The organism is Curtobacterium poinsettiae, from assembly GCF_025677645.1.
Classification (GTDB): Bacteria; Actinomycetota; Actinomycetes; order Actinomycetales; family Microbacteriaceae; genus Curtobacterium; species Curtobacterium poinsettiae_A.
Genome location: NZ_CP106879.1, coordinates 1,067,837 through 1,082,292 on the forward strand (window position 1 = coordinate 1,067,837; position 14,456 = coordinate 1,082,292).

At 71.7% G+C, this 14,456-nt stretch carries 19 protein-coding genes and 1 pseudogene; 11 read left to right on the top strand and 9 right to left on the bottom strand.

The annotated features are described in order from the left end of the window. Positions 1–96: 96 nt before the first annotated feature. A pseudogene (locus OE229_RS05290) lies at positions 97–1,107 on the bottom strand (UDP-N-acetylglucosamine 4,6-dehydratase family protein); the annotation flags it as partial. Between the two features lie 84 nt (positions 1,108–1,191). After that, positions 1,192–2,889: a beta-N-acetylhexosaminidase gene (locus OE229_RS05295; protein WP_262136822.1), complete on the bottom strand. Its 1,698-nt coding sequence runs from the start codon at positions 2,887–2,889 to the stop codon at positions 1,192–1,194. A 44-nt stretch (positions 2,890–2,933) separates the two neighbouring features. Here OE229_RS05295 and OE229_RS05300 point away from each other — a divergent pair, with 44 nt between their 5' ends. Both OE229_RS05300 and OE229_RS05305 read left to right on the top strand, forming a co-directional pair. Then, entirely contained in the window at positions 2,934–4,103 is a 1,170-nt protein-coding gene (locus OE229_RS05300; protein ID WP_263345076.1) for an ROK family transcriptional regulator, read from the top strand. A 51-nt stretch (positions 4,104–4,154) separates the two neighbouring features. Further along, on the top strand, positions 4,155–4,925 hold the full coding sequence (locus tag OE229_RS05305; RefSeq protein WP_259362667.1) for a DedA family protein: 771 nt from the start codon (positions 4,155–4,157) through the stop codon (positions 4,923–4,925). A gap of 3 nt (positions 4,926–4,928) precedes the next feature. Here the strand turns inward: OE229_RS05305 and OE229_RS05310 are convergent, their stop codons facing one another. Then, entirely contained in the window at positions 4,929–5,132 is a 204-nt protein-coding gene (locus OE229_RS05310; protein ID WP_110858760.1) for a hypervirulence associated TUDOR domain-containing protein, read from the bottom strand. A 198-nt stretch (positions 5,133–5,330) separates the two neighbouring features. On the opposite strand from OE229_RS05310, the gene OE229_RS05315 reads away from it, so the two are divergent. Both OE229_RS05315 and OE229_RS05320 read left to right on the top strand, forming a co-directional pair. Continuing rightward, the gene (locus OE229_RS05315; RefSeq protein WP_182064606.1) at positions 5,331–6,383 is read left to right on the top strand and encodes a serine/threonine-protein kinase; all 1,053 of its coding nucleotides are present in this window, start codon (positions 5,331–5,333) and stop codon (positions 6,381–6,383) included. 55 nt (positions 6,384–6,438) lie between these two features. Beyond that, a complete protein-coding gene (locus tag OE229_RS05320; RefSeq protein WP_209133014.1) occupies positions 6,439–7,059 on the top strand; it encodes a phosphoribosylanthranilate isomerase in 621 nt (206 codons plus the stop codon). A gap of 101 nt (positions 7,060–7,160) precedes the next feature. On the opposite strand, the gene OE229_RS05325 is transcribed toward OE229_RS05320, so the two are convergent. The 3 genes from OE229_RS05325 to OE229_RS05335 all read right to left on the bottom strand — a co-directional run bounded on the left by OE229_RS05325 (position 7,161) and on the right by OE229_RS05335 (position 9,112). Then, positions 7,161–7,919 carry an HAD-IIB family hydrolase gene (locus tag OE229_RS05325; RefSeq protein ID WP_262136823.1) on the bottom strand — a complete coding sequence of 253 codons (759 nt, stop codon included), beginning with the start codon at positions 7,917–7,919 and terminating at the stop codon, positions 7,161–7,163. Between the two features lie 82 nt (positions 7,920–8,001). Continuing rightward, positions 8,002–8,433 carry an acyl-CoA thioesterase gene (locus tag OE229_RS05330; RefSeq protein WP_182064609.1) on the bottom strand — a complete coding sequence of 144 codons (432 nt, stop codon included), beginning with the start codon at positions 8,431–8,433 and terminating at the stop codon, positions 8,002–8,004. Positions 8,434–8,515: 82 nt separating this feature from the next. Beyond that, positions 8,516–9,112 (bottom strand): nitroreductase family protein, encoded by a 597-nt coding sequence (locus OE229_RS05335; protein WP_262136824.1) that lies wholly within the window; start codon positions 9,110–9,112, stop codon positions 8,516–8,518. Between the two features lie 84 nt (positions 9,113–9,196). Between OE229_RS05335 and OE229_RS05340 the strand changes: the two genes are divergently transcribed. Beyond that, positions 9,197–10,120 carry an AEC family transporter gene (locus OE229_RS05340; protein WP_128781521.1) on the top strand — a complete coding sequence of 308 codons (924 nt, stop codon included), beginning with the start codon at positions 9,197–9,199 and terminating at the stop codon, positions 10,118–10,120. A gap of 139 nt (positions 10,121–10,259) precedes the next feature. Here the strand turns inward: OE229_RS05340 and OE229_RS05345 are convergent, their stop codons facing one another. After that, positions 10,260–10,409, bottom strand: coding sequence for a hypothetical protein (locus tag OE229_RS05345; RefSeq protein ID WP_259580353.1), 150 nt, complete (start codon positions 10,407–10,409; stop codon positions 10,260–10,262). On the opposite strand from OE229_RS05345, the gene OE229_RS05350 reads away from it, so the two are divergent. Further along, complete coding sequence (locus OE229_RS05350; RefSeq protein ID WP_259580354.1) at positions 10,408–10,755, top strand: aldehyde dehydrogenase; 348 nt, start codon at positions 10,408–10,410, stop codon at positions 10,753–10,755. The two genes, OE229_RS05345 and OE229_RS05350, sit on opposite strands and share 2 nt — an antisense overlap. Positions 10,756–10,788: 33 nt before the next feature. Here OE229_RS05350 and OE229_RS05355 read toward each other — a convergent pair whose 3' ends face one another. Both OE229_RS05355 and OE229_RS05360 read right to left on the bottom strand, forming a co-directional pair. Then, positions 10,789–11,037, bottom strand: coding sequence for a nuclease (locus OE229_RS05355; RefSeq protein WP_262136826.1), 249 nt, complete (start codon positions 11,035–11,037; stop codon positions 10,789–10,791). A gap of 133 nt (positions 11,038–11,170) precedes the next feature. Beyond that, a complete protein-coding gene (locus OE229_RS05360; protein WP_138802509.1) occupies positions 11,171–12,007 on the bottom strand; it encodes an exodeoxyribonuclease III in 837 nt (278 codons plus the stop codon). Positions 12,008–12,138: 131 nt separating this feature from the next. Between OE229_RS05360 and OE229_RS05365 the strand changes: the two genes are divergently transcribed. The 5 genes from OE229_RS05365 to OE229_RS05385 are packed head-to-tail and all read left to right on the top strand — an operon-like array spanning position 12,139 to position 14,450. Then, positions 12,139–12,645 carry an Asp23/Gls24 family envelope stress response protein gene (locus OE229_RS05365; RefSeq protein WP_182064614.1) on the top strand — a complete coding sequence of 169 codons (507 nt, stop codon included), beginning with the start codon at positions 12,139–12,141 and terminating at the stop codon, positions 12,643–12,645. Beyond that, positions 12,642–12,833, top strand: a complete 192-nt coding sequence (locus OE229_RS05370; RefSeq protein ID WP_027464859.1) for a DUF2273 domain-containing protein — start codon at positions 12,642–12,644, stop codon at positions 12,831–12,833. Before OE229_RS05365 ends, OE229_RS05370 begins: the two co-directional genes overlap by 4 nt. Next, a complete protein-coding gene (locus tag OE229_RS05375; protein ID WP_182064615.1) occupies positions 12,830–13,201 on the top strand; it encodes a hypothetical protein in 372 nt (123 codons plus the stop codon). The genes OE229_RS05370 and OE229_RS05375 overlap by 4 nt, the downstream gene beginning before the upstream one ends. Beyond that, positions 13,198–13,851 (top strand): hypothetical protein, encoded by a 654-nt coding sequence (locus tag OE229_RS05380; protein ID WP_262136827.1) that lies wholly within the window; start codon positions 13,198–13,200, stop codon positions 13,849–13,851. The genes OE229_RS05375 and OE229_RS05380 overlap by 4 nt, the downstream gene beginning before the upstream one ends. After that, positions 13,848–14,450, top strand: a complete 603-nt coding sequence (locus tag OE229_RS05385) for a hypothetical protein (protein ID WP_225557527.1) — start codon at positions 13,848–13,850, stop codon at positions 14,448–14,450. The genes OE229_RS05380 and OE229_RS05385 overlap by 4 nt, the downstream gene beginning before the upstream one ends. Positions 14,451–14,456 lie beyond the last annotated feature (6 nt).

The window sequence follows — 14,456 nt, forward strand, 5'->3', positions numbered from 1 at the left end:
TCGACCGCAGCACACGACGGACGGGAGGCCCGGTGCCAGCTGGCACCGGGCCTCCCGTTCGTCGTCCGGTCGCGTCGCGGGCCGGACGTGCGTCGGTCAGGCGGCCATCGCGAGTGCCGACGGGTCGACCTGACCGGGGACGCACTCGACGACGTCGCACGGCGCGATCGGCGCGACCGACGTGTGGGTGATCTTCGGGTGCACGGGACGACGTTCGGTCTCGCCGCGTCCGATGAGGTCCTCGTGGAGCTTCTCGCCCGCCCGCAGGCCCGTGAACACGATGTCGGACGGGCTCCCGGTGGCCTGGAGCATGCGCCGTGCGATGTCGAGGATCCGGACCGGGGCGCCCATGTCGAGCACGAGGACCTCGCCCGGGTGGGCGATCGCAGCCGACTGGATCACGAGGTGGCACGCCTCGGGGATGGACATGAAGTAGCGGGTGGCGTCCGGGTGGGTGACGGTGAGGGGTCGGCCGGCGCGGATCAGCTCCGCGAAGAGCGGGAGCATCGAGCCACGGCTGCCGAGGACGTTGCCGAACCGGACCGACACGTAGTCGTGGCCCGTGTCGGCGGCGGTCCAGGCGGTCAACCGCTCGGCGATGCGCTTGGTCGAGCCGAGCACACTCGTCGGGTTCGCGGCCTTGTCGGTCGAGATGTTCACGAGCGTCCCGACGCCCGCGGCGGCAGCGGCGCGGAGGACGTTCAGGGTGCCGAGGACGTTCGTCTTCCAGCCTTCGTCCGGGTACTGCTCGAGCATCGGCAGGTGCTTCAGCGCCGCGGCGTGGAAGACGACGTCGGGCCGGCGGCTCAGCATGATGTCGCGGACGGCGTCGGCGTCGCGGATGTCGGCGAGCACGACGTTCTTCGTGTCGAGCAGCCCGTGACCGTCCACGGAGACCTGCACCTGCTGCAGGGCGGTCTCGTCGCGGTCGAGCATGATGATCTCCGCCGGCTCGAACCGGACGAGCTGTCGGCAGAGTTCGCTGCCGATCGAGCCGCCGGCGCCCGTGATCAGCACCGACCGGCCCCGGACGAAGTCGACGGTGATCTCGAGCTCGGCCTCGGGCTGTCGATCCCCGATCAGTGCGTCGATGTCGAGTCCGTCGAGGCCGGGGATGCTGCGGTGTGCCATGGGGTCTCCTCCGTGAAGTCCTCCCCAGTGTGACCCGATCGCATGTGAAATGTCAATTGATCATTCGCCGATGTTCGCCGTGACCGCGTCGATGTACGCCGCACGCTCCTCGCGCGAGTGCGGGCGTCCCGGGACGCCCGGTCGCTGCTCCCACGGGAACGGGCCGGCCTCGTGCCGGTACTCGATGCCCATGGCCTCGAGCCGGGCGGTGTGCTCGGCCAGGCGCCCGCGGAACTCGGCGAGGTCGCGCGGCCCGGTGGTGTCGGCCGACCACAGTGCCTCGGCGAGGGCGGCGACACGGGGGAAGAGCTGGTAGTCGAGCCGACGGGCGGTGTCGACGTGCTCCGTCCACATGTTGCCCTGGCCGCCGATGACGTGGGCGCGCTCGGCGTCGGTGAGCCCCGACGGCACCGGGTCGAAGGCGAAGACGTCGTCGACGGTGAGCACGATCGACACTGGGATCGGCTCGGTCGGCAGGTCGCTCTGGCGGTAGTCGAGGTACACCTGGTCGTCCGGCGACGAGATGACGTCGTGCCCGCGGCGGGCGGCGGTCCGTGCGCCGGTCAGCCCGCGCCACGAGACGACGGTGGCGGAGGGGTCGAGCGTGCCGCCCTCGAGGATCTCGTCCCACCCGAACGCCCGTCGGCCGTGCGACTCGACGTGTGCGGCGAGCTGTCCGATGATCCAGGCCTGCAGCTGTTCCTCGTCCTGCAGTCCGAGCTCGCGGATGCGCTCCTGGGTGCGCGGGTCGGTCTCCCACTGCACCTTCGGGCACTCGTCGCCGCCGATGCCTATGTACCCGGAGGGGAAGAGCGCGATGACCTCGTTCAGGACGTCCTTGAAGAAGTCGATCGTGGCGTCCTCGGCGTTCAGGACGTCGTCGGCGATGCCCCACTCCGTCCACACCTCGACCGGTGCGCCCGTGACGCCGAGCGACGGGTAGGCCGCCAGCGCCGCACGGACGTGCCCGGGGGTCTCGATCTCGGGGACGACGGTGACGAACCGGTCGGCCGCGTAGGTCACGATCTCGCGGACGTCGTCCTGCGTGTAGTACCCGCCGTGCGGGCGGCCGTCGAACCCGGGGACGACGAGTGTGCCGTCCGGCCCGGGGACGTGCGCGCCGACCTGGGACTCCCGACGCCAGGACCCGACCTCGGTGAGGCGCGGGTACTTCCGGATCTCGATGCGCCACCCCTGGTCCTCGGTGAGGTGGAAGTGCAGGCGGTTGATCCGGTGGGCGGCGAGCTGGTCGACCACCCGCATGACCTCGTGCTTCGTGCGGAAGTGCCGGGCGACGTCGAGCATCACGCCGCGCCAGGCGAAGGCGGGAGCGTCCTCGACCACCACGGCGGGGACGGACCACGGGCCCGTCGCGACCCGGCCGCGACGGTACACGTCCGGGGGCAGCAGCTGCAGCAGTGCTTGCACGCCGTAGAAGACCCCGGCGGGCGAGCCGCCGACGACGTCGATGCCGTCCGGCGTCACCGTGAGGCGGAACGACTCCGCCCGCTCACCCTCCGGTGTCGTCGGGCCCGCGGGCAGGGACGGGTCGTCGGCGACGCGCAGTGCGATCGTGCCGGCCCCCGGTGCCGTGTCGTCGAGGGCGTCCCGCACCGGCAGCCCGGTCGATCCCCGCAGGGTCTGCTGCAGGTACAGTCGGACGGACTCGCTCGCCGGGTCGGCGGCGATCCGGGTCGACGGGGTGATCTCGAAGGCCCCGGCACCGGGAGCGGTGCGGCGCGGTCGTGGGACGAGCATGTCGGAGCCACCATTCCTCAATGATCTTTCGTAATGTGGAGGCTATGGCCGTGCAGCAGACCGTGTCAACGACCGCGGGTGCCGTCGGGACGACCCCGGGCGTTCTGCGGCAGATGAACTCGCGGGCGATCCTCGACGAGCTCCTGCGCGACGACGTCTCCCGCACGGTCACCGACCTCGGGCGCACGGTCGGCCTCTCCCGCCCCACGGTCGAGGCCGCGCTGTCCGACCTGGTCGACGAGGGGTGGGTGACCGAGACCGAGGCGATCGCGACCCCGAACAAGGCCGGTCGTCGGGCCAAGCGCTTCGCGGCGGACGCGTCGGCCGGTTCCGTGCTCGGCGTGGACCTCGGCCTGCACGGGATCGTCGGCGTGCGCGCGGACCTGCGCGGCGTCACGCTCGCCCGGGTCGAGGAGCGCTACACGGACCTCGCCGACGCCGAGCAGGCCTGGTCGAGCGTGCAGGACGTCGTCCGTCGGCTGACGTCGCCCGTCGGTGGCACGGTCGGCGGCCCCCCTGGTGGCGCGCCGGTGCTCGGCGCCACGTTCGGGGTCCCGGCGGTCGTCGACCGCGACGGCGCGATCGACTACACGGTCGCGGTGCCGGAGTGGGTCGAGCGGCGGGTGCCCGGCCGGATCCAGGACCTCTTCCCCGGAGTCGCCACCTTCTTCGACAACGACGCCAAGCTGGCGGCCACGGCCGAGGCCCGGTGGGGGCGGTTCCACGGCGTCCGGGACGGCCTGTACCTGGTGATGGGTCGGCAGATCGGTGCCGCCCTGGTGGTCGACGGCTCGTTGGCGCGCGGTGCGCGCGGCGCGGCGGGCGAGATGGGCGGCATCGCCTCGACCGGCTGGCCCGAAGCACCCGCCCGCCTGGAGGCCCGGATTCCGTCCGACACGGACCTCGAGTCCGTCTTCGCGGCGGCGGCCCGGGGCTCGGTGTCGGCAGTCCGGATCGTCCGTGCGTTCGCGGCCGACGTGGCACCCGGCGTCGTGCAGCTCGTGACGACGATCGACCCCGAGGTCGTCGTCGTCGGTGGTGAGGTCCTGCCGGCGGCAGAGGTGTTCTGCGCCGCGCTCGACGAGATCGTCACGCCACTGCTCCGGCACCCCGTGGTGTTCGCCCCGTCGACCGTCGGTCGCGACGCAGTCGCCCGGGGCGCGCTCGCCCGGTCGCTCGCGCACGTCCGCGCCGCCCACATGGGACTCGGCTGACACCCAGGGAGCGTGCCGGGTCCTGACAGGGCGTTCAGGGATGCTGGGTCCATGACGACTGCCGTGACCGCCCGTGCCATGACCGTCGCCAGTGGCGACTCCACCGCTCCGTCGGACCTCGGCGGGCTCTCCGGCCTGGTGCTGCAGCTGATCGACGCGCTGGGGGAGTGGGGCGTCGGGCTGATGCTCTTCGTCGAGACGGTGTTCCCACCCATCCCGTCCGAGGTCATCCTGCCGCTGGCCGGGTTCCTCGCGGGTGCCGGCCAGATGAACCTCGTGCTGGTGCTCGTGCTGGCGACGATCGGTTCGTACCTCGGGGCGCTCGTGCTGTACTGGCTCGGCGCGAAGATCGGGTTCGAACGCACCACGCGGTGGTTCGGCAAGCTGCCCCTGGTCGACGAGGACGACTTCCGCAAGGCGGCCGGCTGGTTCCACCGGCACGGCAAGAGCGCGGTGTTCTTCGGCCGGTTCGTCCCGATCGTCCGCAGCCTCATCTCGCTGCCGGCCGGCGCCGACCGCATGCACCTCGGCACGTTCTCGGTGTTCACGATCATCGCGAGCGGCATCTGGAACAGCGCACTCGTGCTGCTCGGTGCCGCGTTCGGGTCGCAGTACGACCAGGTCGAGGCGTACACCGAGTGGATCGACCGCGTGCTCTACGTCGTGATCGCCGTGGTCGTGGTGACCTTCGTCGTGCGTCGGGTCCGTCGTGTGCGTGCCGAGCGGCGTGCGGGCGGCCGCGACGACCACGACGACGACGCCGGCAGCCCTGCCGTGGGCGGTGCCCGGGGTCGCCGTCGCGCCGAGCCCGCCCGCGACTGAGCCTCAGGCCTTCGTCAGCGCTGACTCCTTGTGGGCGGCCTGCTTGCCGCTCTTCTCCGACTCGACGATCCAGTACGGGTCGTCGTCGGTCGGCTTGAAGTGCTGCCCGTCGAACTCGAAGTCGCTCGTCCGCTTCCGCACGAGCGTGCCGGTCGTCCTGCCCTGCGAGGTGTTCCAGTGCACCTCGTCACCCTTCGACAATGCCATGCTGTCCTCCTTGCGCGATTCCTCGTCGTGATGGAGGTCGGACTGTACCCCGCCGATCCCCGGGGAATCAGGGAACCACGGCGATCACGATGTCGTAACGGCCATGCGGATCGAGAGTCGGACGCGTACCGTTTCCCATGAGCCCACACGCCGGCAGCGGCCGCGGAACCACGGGCTCCGGACAGGACGACGGACACCATGACCCTGCTGGACAGCGCGCGGGCGGACACCGTGCTCGCTGCGCGGTACCGGCTCGTGAAGCTCATCGGCACCGGCGGTATGGGATCCGTCTACGAAGCCCGTGACGAGCACACGTACCGGGCCGTGGCCGTGAAGCTCTTCGCGACCCCGGACAAGATGACCACCGCCGACCGCGTCCGTCAGGAGCGCGAGATTCGGCTGCTCAGCATGCTCTCCCACCCGGGCCTCATCCCGCTGTACGACGCCGGGACCCACGAGTTCGAGGACGGCCCGCACCGGTTCATCGTGATGGAGCTCATCGCCGACACGACGCTGCTCCGCCGACTGTCCGAGGGGGCCCTGCACAACTACGAGGTGGCCGACCTCGGTGCGCAGCTCGCCGACGCCCTGGCGTACGTGCACTCACGCGGCATCGTGCACCGCGACGTCAAGCCCGCCAACATCCTGATCAGCGACGAGGGCTCGTCCGGGTTCGCCCGCACGGTCAAGCTCACCGACTTCGGCGTCGCCCACTTCGTCGACGGCTCCCGCCTGACGAACGACGGCACGGTCATCGGCACCGCCGCCTACCTCAGCCCGGAGCAGGTCGCCGGCGAACCGATCAGCTTCGCCACCGACGTGTACTCACTCGGGCTCGTCCTGCTCGAGGCGCTGACCGGCAAGCAGGAGTACTCGGGCACCCTCATCGAGGCTGCACTCGCCCGGCTCCGCCGCGATCCCGAGATCCCGGACGACGTCGCCGACGAGTGGCGCGAGCTGCTCAGCCGGATGACCGCGCGCGACCCGGAGCGCCGGCCGACGGCGGTCGCCATCGCCAACGCGCTGCGCGGCGGCTCCACCCAGATCACCGGCCCGGTGCCGCTCGGCCCGGAACGCGTGAAGCACCAGCGAGACCACCGCATGCACCGCGCCGCCCACCGGCACGCCAAGCGCGGCACGTTCTCGGCGGTGCGTCGCTGGCGTCGGCGGAACGTCCTGGTCGGGTCGTTCGCGGCCTTCGGCGTCACCGCGGCCTGTGTGGCCGCGTACGTCGCTGGCGCCCTGCACTGACCCGCTCGGCGGCTCGGTGCTCCGGGCACCGGAGCACCCTGGCAGGATGGACAGCATGACCGACCAGCGCTGGATCAAGATCTGTGGCCTGTCGACGCCCGACACCGTGGACGCCGCCATCGACGCGGGTGCCGACGCGGTCGGGTTCGTCTTCGCGGCGGGCAGCCCCCGGACCGTCACCGCCGACCTGGCGAAGGAACTGGTCGAGCGGGTGCCGGACGGCGTCGACGCCGTCGGGGTCTTCCGCGACCAGAAGATCGACGAGATCGTCGGCATCGCCTCCGAGGTCGGTCTCACCACGCTGCAGCTGCACGGTGGCGAGTCCCCGTCCGACTTCGCCCGGGCACGCGACGCCGGCTTCTTCACCATCCGGGCCATCGCGGCCGAGGACTACCTGCGCGAGACGCCCGAGCAGCGCGCCGCGTTCGACCACGACCTGCTGCTGCTCGACGCCGCCGTGCCCGGCAGCGGTCGGCTGATCGACCCGGCCACGATCGACGGCGTGGACGAGGCCTGGATCCTCGCCGGCGGGCTGACCCCGGCCAACGTGGTCGCCGCGGTCGAGGCGCTCGACCCCGACGGCGTCGACGTGTCGAGCGGTGTCGAGTCGGAGCGCGGCGTCAAGGACCCCGCGAAGATCCGTGCGTTCGTCGAGGCCGTCCGCAGCCTGGGCTGAGCCGGCCGCACCGATCGGCCGCGGTCGCGGTTCTGGACGCGACCGCGGACCGACAGGAGGCACGGTGCGGGCCCGCCACGGGCCTCCCGTCCGCCGCGCGCTCAGCGCAGGGTGGGGATGAGCTCCGTCAGGAACGCGTCCGTGTCCTCCCAGCCCTGCACCGCGTGGCAGGGGACCCCGAGTGCCTTCACCGGGTAGTCGTTGCCCTCGGGGTCGAGCCGGTCGCCCACGAAGAGCGTGTCGTGGAGTGCGATGCCGGTGATCTCGGCCAGGCGCTGCATGCCGTAGGCCTTGTCGATGCCCTTGCGGGTGATGTCGATGCTGGTGGAGCCGCCCGAGCGGACCTCGAGGTCAGGCAGGTCCTGCTGCACCAGACGGCGCAGGTGGTCCTTCTTCTCGCCGGTCGGGTCCCACTGCTTCTTGACGTCCACCGGGGCGGACTGGCCGAGGGCGGAGAACGTGATCTGCGACCCGCGGTCCTCGAGGATGGCACCCCAGGTCTCGGACTCCCAGTACCCGGCTTCCTGCGCACGGGCCTCGACCGCGGCGAGGGCGCGGTCCTTCTGCTCGTCGGTGAGGTCCTCGGCGTACTGCAGCGCCCAGTCCTGGTCCTCCCAGCGGTAGTACCGGGTGCCGCAGGTCGGCAGCAGGTGCAGGGCGTCGAGCGTCAGGCCGTCGCGCTGCCGGAGCGGGGTGACCAGCTGCTGCTCGAACTGGGTGAAGTTGCCGCCGGAGATGACCGCGACCGGCACGACCTCGAGCAGGGACGCGAAGGTCTCGAGCATGCGGGGATCGAGGGAGGACTTCGACGGGGCGAGCGTGTCGTCGAGGTCGAAGGCGACGAGGCGGGGCGTGGTCATGCCCCCGATCCTGCCAGAGCCCGCCGACCACCCGCAGGGTGCGACCACGCGGGTGCAGCGGTGCTGCGCGATGTCTGCGGGGTCACGCGCGGTGCGTGGCAGGGACCCGGTCGCGGGCGTAGGTGATGTCCGTGTAGCCGTGCGGGGCGGGGTTGCCGTCCTCGTCGAGGTTCACGAACACGACCTCGTCGATCGTCAGGATGCTGCGGTGCGTGAAGAGGTTCCGCGCCTCGGCCCGCATGGTCAGCGACGTCCGGCCGAACCGGGTGGCGACGAGGCCGATCTCGACGATGTCGCCCTCCTTCGCCGACGACAGGAAGTTGATCTCCGACATGTACTTCGTGACGACCTTGCCGTTGCCGAGCTGGATGATCGCGTAGACCGCGGCCTCCTCGTCGATCCAGCGGAGCAGGCTGCCGCCGAACAGCGTGCCGTTGGCGTTGAGGTCCTCCGGTCGCACCCACTTCCGGGTGTAGAAGTTCATCTCCGGTGGGGCGTCCTGGTGCTGATCCATGTCACGTCATGGTACGCCGACGGCCGCGCTCCCGCAGGGACGCGGCCGTCGTGGCGATCGCGGGCGGCGATCCCGCCGGAGCTCACTCCTTGACGAGGACGACCTCGTCGAGCGGGATGCGGGTGCGCGGGGCGACCTCGCGCTCGGCGGCCTTGTCGTCGAGCTGCGACGGGTGCGCGACGGTGCCGACGGCCGTGACGGTGTACGGCAGGAACCGCTCGGGCAGGTCGAACGCGGCACGGAGCCCGGCGGGGTCGATGCCCGCCATCTGGTGCACGTGGAGCCCCTCGGCGTGGGCCTGCACGGTCAGGGCGGCGAGGGACTGGCCGAGGTCGTACTGCGCGAAGGGGCGCTCCTCGCCGTCGGCGGTCACGGTCTCGAGCACACCGACGACGAGGGCGCTGGCACGGAAGGCCCAGGCCGCGTTGAAGCCGAGCAGGTTCTCGTTGATCTTCCGGAACGTCTCGGTGCCGCGGCGGCCGGCGATGAAGCGGCGGGGCTGGAAGTTCATGGCCGACGGCGCCCAGCGAGCGGCCTCCAGGACGGCGTCGAGCTGGTCGTCCGAGATCGTCGCGGTCTCGTCGTAGGAGCGGGGGCTCCAGCGCTCCTCGAGCAGCGGCACGAGCGGCTGGCTGGAGTCGGTGGACCGGGTGAGGGTGTCGGCGTTCGTCGAGGTCATGGTGCGCTCAACGGTATTCGATGCGTACGCATTTCCGACCTGAGTGACGTCACATCACCGCCGGCAGGTGCCAGGATGGAGGGGATGGGTGGCGTGTTGACCGGCTTCGCGATCATCGGCGCGATCATCGCCGGTGGGTACGTCGTCGGACGCATCGGCCTGCTGGGCCCGCACGCGCAGTTCGTGATGAGCAGGCTCGCGTTCTTCGTGCTGATGCCGTGCCTGTTGTTCCACACCATCGCGACCGCCGACATCGCGTCGCTGCTGTCCTCGATGCTCTGGGTCTCGCTGCTGAGCGCCGCCGTGGTGGCCCTCGGCGCCGCGGCGGTGTTCCGCTTCGTGCTGCGCCGCCCCGTCACCACGACCACCGTCGGCGCGCTGGCGTCGAGCTACGTCAACGCGAACAACATCGGGTTGCCGGTGGCCGTGTACGTGCTCGGCCAGGCGACCGCGGTCGTCCCGGTGATCCTGCTGCAGCTCGTCGTGATGGCCCCGATCGCGCTGACGATCCTCGACGCTGCGACCGCGGGTGGCGGCGGGTGGGGGCGGCGGATCGCCGGGCCGTTCCGGAACCCGATCATCATCGCCTCGCTCGTCGGGCTCGTGTGCTCGGCGACCGGGATCACGCTGCCGGACCCCGTACTGGAGCCGTTCTCGCTCGTCGGCGCCGCCGCGGTGCCCGTCGTGCTGCTGTCGTTCGGGATGAGCCTGCACGGTGCGACCCCGCTGCGGGACCCTGCGATCCGGACGGACGTCATCGTCGCGTCGTCGATCAAGCTCGTCGTGATGCCGGCCGTGGCGTTCGTGTTCGCCCGGTTCGTTTTCGGGCTCGGCGACCAGGACGTCTTCGTGCTCACCACCCTCGGCGCCCTGCCGGCGGCGCAGAACGTCTTCAACTACGCGCAGCGGTACGGGGCAGCGGTCCCGGTGGCGCGCGACGTCGTGCTCATCTCGACGCTCGGCTCGGTGCCCGTGCTCGTCGCGATCGCCGCCCTGCTGCACCCGTAGCGCGCCCTGGACGCGCGCCGCGGCGGACGGGAGGCCCGTGGCGGGGGCGCAGCGGGCCTCCCGTCCGGCCGTGGTCGCGACCACTGCGGATGGTGAGCAGGAACGGTCGGGTCGCGTCCGCCGACCCGACCACGACTGCTCACGAAGCACGGACGGCGCGCGCGTACCCTGGCGGGCACGCGGGGCGGACCGCTCCGTGACCGATGACCACGACGAGGAGACCGGCGATGGACACGATGGCGATGATGAAGAACATGTCGATGACGGACATGCCCGTGGAGATGGACATGGACACGATGCAGGACACGATGATGGCGATGAACGCCGCGTCGATGGCTGCGACGATGTGCTCCGCGGCCGACATGCGGATGGGCGGCGAGATGGCCACCTGCGCCGCGATGTGCTCGAACACCGCGATGCTCGCGGACACCGGCATGCGGATGATGATGCGTCCGATGGGGATGGACACGGCCGCGATGCAGGCGATGCTCATGGCCGTCGTCGCGATGGGCACCGCGTGTGCCGCCGAGTGCCGCCGGCACCAGGACATGGACGAGTCGTGCCGCTACTGCGCCATGGCCTGCGACGAGATGGTGTCCAAGTGCCAGGCGATGCTCGACTCGATGGCGGCCTGAGCAACTCCGCCTGCGCTCCGCGACGCGTGCGCGCTACGCGACGCGTGCGGTGTTCTGTCGACCGCTGGCGCTGAGGATCTCTGCGACCGGGTGGTGGGCGACCGGCTCGCCGACCGACAGGACGCCGTCGGCGTCCGCCACCCGCAGCTGCGTGGTGCTCCCGTCGAGGAACAGCACCACGGCGTCGGCTGCGCGGGTCTCGACGACGATGCCGTCGCGCCACGCACCGGGGGCTGCGGTCGCCATGAGGCGCTGGATGGGAAGGATCGTCGTGCGGGACATGGCTTCACCTGCTCTCGAAGGGGTTCGGTGCAGGAAACCTACGTCGGCGTGACGGACGGCTCAATCACGGCGGACGCCGGGCGTAACAGAGCCGGGCGGGCGCCGTCGATCCGGACCGGTGACCCGACTCCGATCAGAAGATCATCGGGCGGTCGTCGTCGAGCGACGTGTCCAGGTCGAGGTCGACCACGACGGGGACGTGGTCGCTCGGGGCGTCGCCCTTGCGCTCGTTCCGGTGGATCGAGGCATCGGTGACGACGTCGGCGAAGGCCTGCGAGCCGAGGACGAAGTCGATGCGCATGCCCTCGTTGCGCGGGAACCGCAGCTGCTTGTAGTCCCAGTAGGTGTAGCCGTCGGGCACGATCGGGCGGACGACGTCCTGCAGGCCCCGTGCCTCGAACTCGCGGAACGCGGCCCGCTCCGGCTCGCTGACGTGGGTCGACCCCTCGAACACCCGCATGTCCCAGACGTCCTGGTCGAGCGGTGCGACGTTCCAGTCGCCCATCAGTGCGAGCGGGGTCTCCGGCGACGCCTGGATCCACTCCGAGGTGCGGTCGGCCAGCTGGGCGAGCCAGTCGAGCTTGTACGTGTAGTGCGGGTCGCCGAGCTCGCGGCCGTTCGGCACGTAGAGGCTCCACAGCCGGACGCCGTCGACCGTGACGCCGATCGCGCGGGCCTCGACCGGCAGGTCCGGCCCCTCGTGGCCCTTCAGGAACCCGGGCTGGCCGGGGAAGTCGCGGGTGACGTCCTCCATCGGCAGCCGGCTGGCGAACGCGACGCCGTTCCACTGGTTCAGGCCGTGCGCCTCGACGTGGTACCCCGCGGCCTCGAACTGCTCGACCGGGAACTGCTCCGGCTTGCACTTGATCTCCTGCATGCCGAGGACGTCGACGTCCTCACGCACCAACCAGTCGACGATCCGACCCACTCGGGTGCGGACGGAGTTCACGTTCCAGGTCGCCACGCGCATGGAACAAGAACCTACCGGTGTCGACTGACGACGAGGTCGGCTGCGCGACCGGACGGCACGTGCGCCGCCTGTACGGCGTGCGGCACGATGGTGTTCGCTGGAGGCCAGCAATCGATCGCACGGAGGCAGCAATGGCATCGACGACGAACCGCGTCGACGGGACCCCGACCGGGACCACGACCGGGGCAGCGCTCGGCACCGGGGCCGGGAGCACCCAGCCCGCCGGCACCACCACGACGCAGGTCACCGCCAAGGGCAGGACCATCATCGACGACACGGTCGTCGCGAAGGTCGCGGGCATCGCCGCTCGCGACGTCCCCGGCGTCTTCGCACTCGGCGGCAACGCCTCGCGGGCGTTCGGCGCCATCCGCGACGCCATCGGCTCCAGCGCGCTCGGCCAGGGCGTCCGCGTCGAGGTCGGTGAGACCCAGGTGGCCGTCGACCTGACCATCGTGGTCGACTACCCGACGCCGATGATGGAGGTCGCCTCGGCGGTGCGCGCCGCCGTCACGAACGCCGTCACCGAGCTCGTCGGCCTCGAGGTCACCGAGGTCAACATCGCCATCAACGACGTGAACATCCCGGCACTCAACGGCGTCGCGGACGAGCCCGACACCCGGGACGGTCGGGTCCGGTGAACGCCACCGTCGTCGGGATGGGCACCGGCGCCCTGCTCGCGATCGTCGCCGTGACGCTCGGGTTCTGGGCGTTCGTCGTCGTCGCCGTCTGCATGGCGGTCGGCGCACTGGTCGCTCGCATCGTCACGGGCGACGTCGACTTCCGCCGCCTGCTGGACGTGCTGCGCGGACGCCGGAGCTCGTCGTGAGCGACGCCGCCGTCGCCACGACCGGCGACAGCGGCGTCCGGCTCCGCGGTTCCGACCGCATCGGCACGTCCGCGCTGGTGCACACCGCCCAGGCGGTCGCCGCCGAAGCACTGCGCGTGGCCTTCCGGGAGGTCCGCGCCCGGGTCGCCGACGACGGTCGCGGTGCGCTGGCGGTCGAGATCACCGCCCCGCTCGCCCTGCCGGTGCTGGGCTCGCACGCACTCCCCGACGAACCCGTCGTCACCACGGCGCACCGCGCTCGCGGCACGATCGCCGCGCGCTTCCGGACCATCACCGGCCGACAGGTCGCCCGCGTGACCGTGACCTTCGCCTCGTCGGTCGTGGACACCCCACGGAGGGTCCGGTGACCGCCGCCACAGCCGTCGATCCCGCCGGCGGCAACGCCGATCCGATCGCCCCCGCCGGCCCCTCGCCCGACGACCACCACGCCACCCACCGCCGCCTGCTGCGCCGCGAGACCCACGTCTCCCGTTCGGGCGCCGTCGTCGTCGCGATGCTCATCGCCCTGGTGCTCGCCGCCGCCGCGGTCTTCGCCGGCGCACTCGTCCTGCTCGACCAGAACGTGCTCGGCGTCGACCCCCGTGCGGTGGTCGACGCCGCGCTCGCCGCTCCGGACGGCCTCGACACCACCATCGTGATCGGCATCGGTGCCGTCGTGGCCCTGATCGGCCTCGTCCTCCTGCTGCAGGGGATCCTGCCCCAGCGGCGTCCGCGGCACGTGATGTCGTCCGACCGGCTCGCAGTGGTCGTCGACGACGAGGTCCTGGCCTCCGCTGCGGCCCGCGCCGCCCGATCCGCGACCCGTCTGGGTGCCGACGCCGCCGTGGGCACCGTCGGCCGTCGCACGGTCGACGTCGTGCTCCGTCCAGCAGCCGGGGTGGACGTCCCCGCGGTCGCCGCAACCGAGGCCGTCGAGCGGGAGTTCGTCGCGATCGACGCGCAGCCGCCGCTCGCTGCACGGGTCCGGGTGCAGCCGACCGGGCGGGTGGACGGATGAACGCCACGAACCGCGGGCTCGGCCGGACGGCGCTCGTCGTGCTCGGGCTCGTCCTGCTCGTCGCCGGGGTCGCCGCGATCCTGGTGCAGACCGCGCAGGGGCTGCCCCTCGTCGCCTCGTGGTGGCGCACGGTCGGTGATGTCCTCGCCGGACTCGGCACCGGGGCGTCGCGTGACGACTCGGTGTTCGCGTGGACCTGCGTGCTCGGCGGTGGCGTCGTGCTCGGCGTGCTCGCGCTCGTCGTGCTGACGACGCTCGGCGGTGGCCGCGAGGGCACCGTCGTGGACAGCGACGGTTCGGCCGACGGCGTCGCCGGTTCGGTGCGCATCGAGTCCACGGCCGTGCAGCACGCGCTCTCCTCGGCCATCGGCGAGATGCCCCAGGTCGGTTCGCTCGCCGTCGACGTCTACCGGGTCCGTGGTGGTCGGGCGATCCGGGTGCGGGTCCGTCCGCGCCGGGGTGCCGCGCCGCGCGAGATCACCGAACGGGTCGAGGCCGTCGTCGCCGACCTGGACGCCCTGCTCGGCGAACGCCTGCCGGTGCTGCTCGAGATCGCCCGTGGCGGGTCGGGGTCGTCCCGTCCGGACCGCGTGCACTGAGCGTCA

What these genes read in the sequence shown, in the direction of transcription:
- OE229_RS05295 (WP_262136822.1), bottom strand. Translation starts at nt 2,889, where the DNA reads ATGCTCGTCCCACGACCGCGCCGCACCGCTCCCGGTGCCGGGGCCTTC.
- OE229_RS05300 (WP_263345076.1), top strand. Translation starts at nt 2,934, where the DNA reads ATGGCCGTGCAGCAGACCGTGTCAACGACCGCGGGTGCCGTCGGGACG.
- OE229_RS05305 (WP_259362667.1), top strand. Translation starts at nt 4,155, where the DNA reads ATGACGACTGCCGTGACCGCCCGTGCCATGACCGTCGCCAGTGGCGAC.
- OE229_RS05310 (WP_110858760.1), bottom strand. Translation starts at nt 5,132, where the DNA reads ATGGCATTGTCGAAGGGTGACGAGGTGCACTGGAACACCTCGCAGGGC.
- OE229_RS05315 (WP_182064606.1), top strand. Translation starts at nt 5,331, where the DNA reads ATGACCCTGCTGGACAGCGCGCGGGCGGACACCGTGCTCGCTGCGCGG.
- OE229_RS05320 (WP_209133014.1), top strand. Translation starts at nt 6,439, where the DNA reads ATGACCGACCAGCGCTGGATCAAGATCTGTGGCCTGTCGACGCCCGAC.
- OE229_RS05325 (WP_262136823.1), bottom strand. Translation starts at nt 7,919, where the DNA reads ATGACCACGCCCCGCCTCGTCGCCTTCGACCTCGACGACACGCTCGCC.
- OE229_RS05330 (WP_182064609.1), bottom strand. Translation starts at nt 8,433, where the DNA reads ATGGATCAGCACCAGGACGCCCCACCGGAGATGAACTTCTACACCCGG.
- OE229_RS05335 (WP_262136824.1), bottom strand. Translation starts at nt 9,112, where the DNA reads ATGACCTCGACGAACGCCGACACCCTCACCCGGTCCACCGACTCCAGC.
- OE229_RS05340 (WP_128781521.1), top strand. Translation starts at nt 9,197, where the DNA reads ATGGGTGGCGTGTTGACCGGCTTCGCGATCATCGGCGCGATCATCGCC.
- OE229_RS05350 (WP_259580354.1), top strand. Translation starts at nt 10,408, where the DNA reads ATGGACACGATGCAGGACACGATGATGGCGATGAACGCCGCGTCGATG.
- OE229_RS05345 (WP_259580353.1), bottom strand. Translation starts at nt 10,409, where the DNA reads ATGTCCATCTCCACGGGCATGTCCGTCATCGACATGTTCTTCATCATC.
- OE229_RS05355 (WP_262136826.1), bottom strand. Translation starts at nt 11,037, where the DNA reads ATGTCCCGCACGACGATCCTTCCCATCCAGCGCCTCATGGCGACCGCA.
- OE229_RS05360 (WP_138802509.1), bottom strand. Translation starts at nt 12,007, where the DNA reads ATGCGCGTGGCGACCTGGAACGTGAACTCCGTCCGCACCCGAGTGGGT.
- OE229_RS05365 (WP_182064614.1), top strand. Translation starts at nt 12,139, where the DNA reads ATGGCATCGACGACGAACCGCGTCGACGGGACCCCGACCGGGACCACG.
- OE229_RS05385 (WP_225557527.1), top strand. Translation starts at nt 13,848, where the DNA reads ATGAACGCCACGAACCGCGGGCTCGGCCGGACGGCGCTCGTCGTGCTC.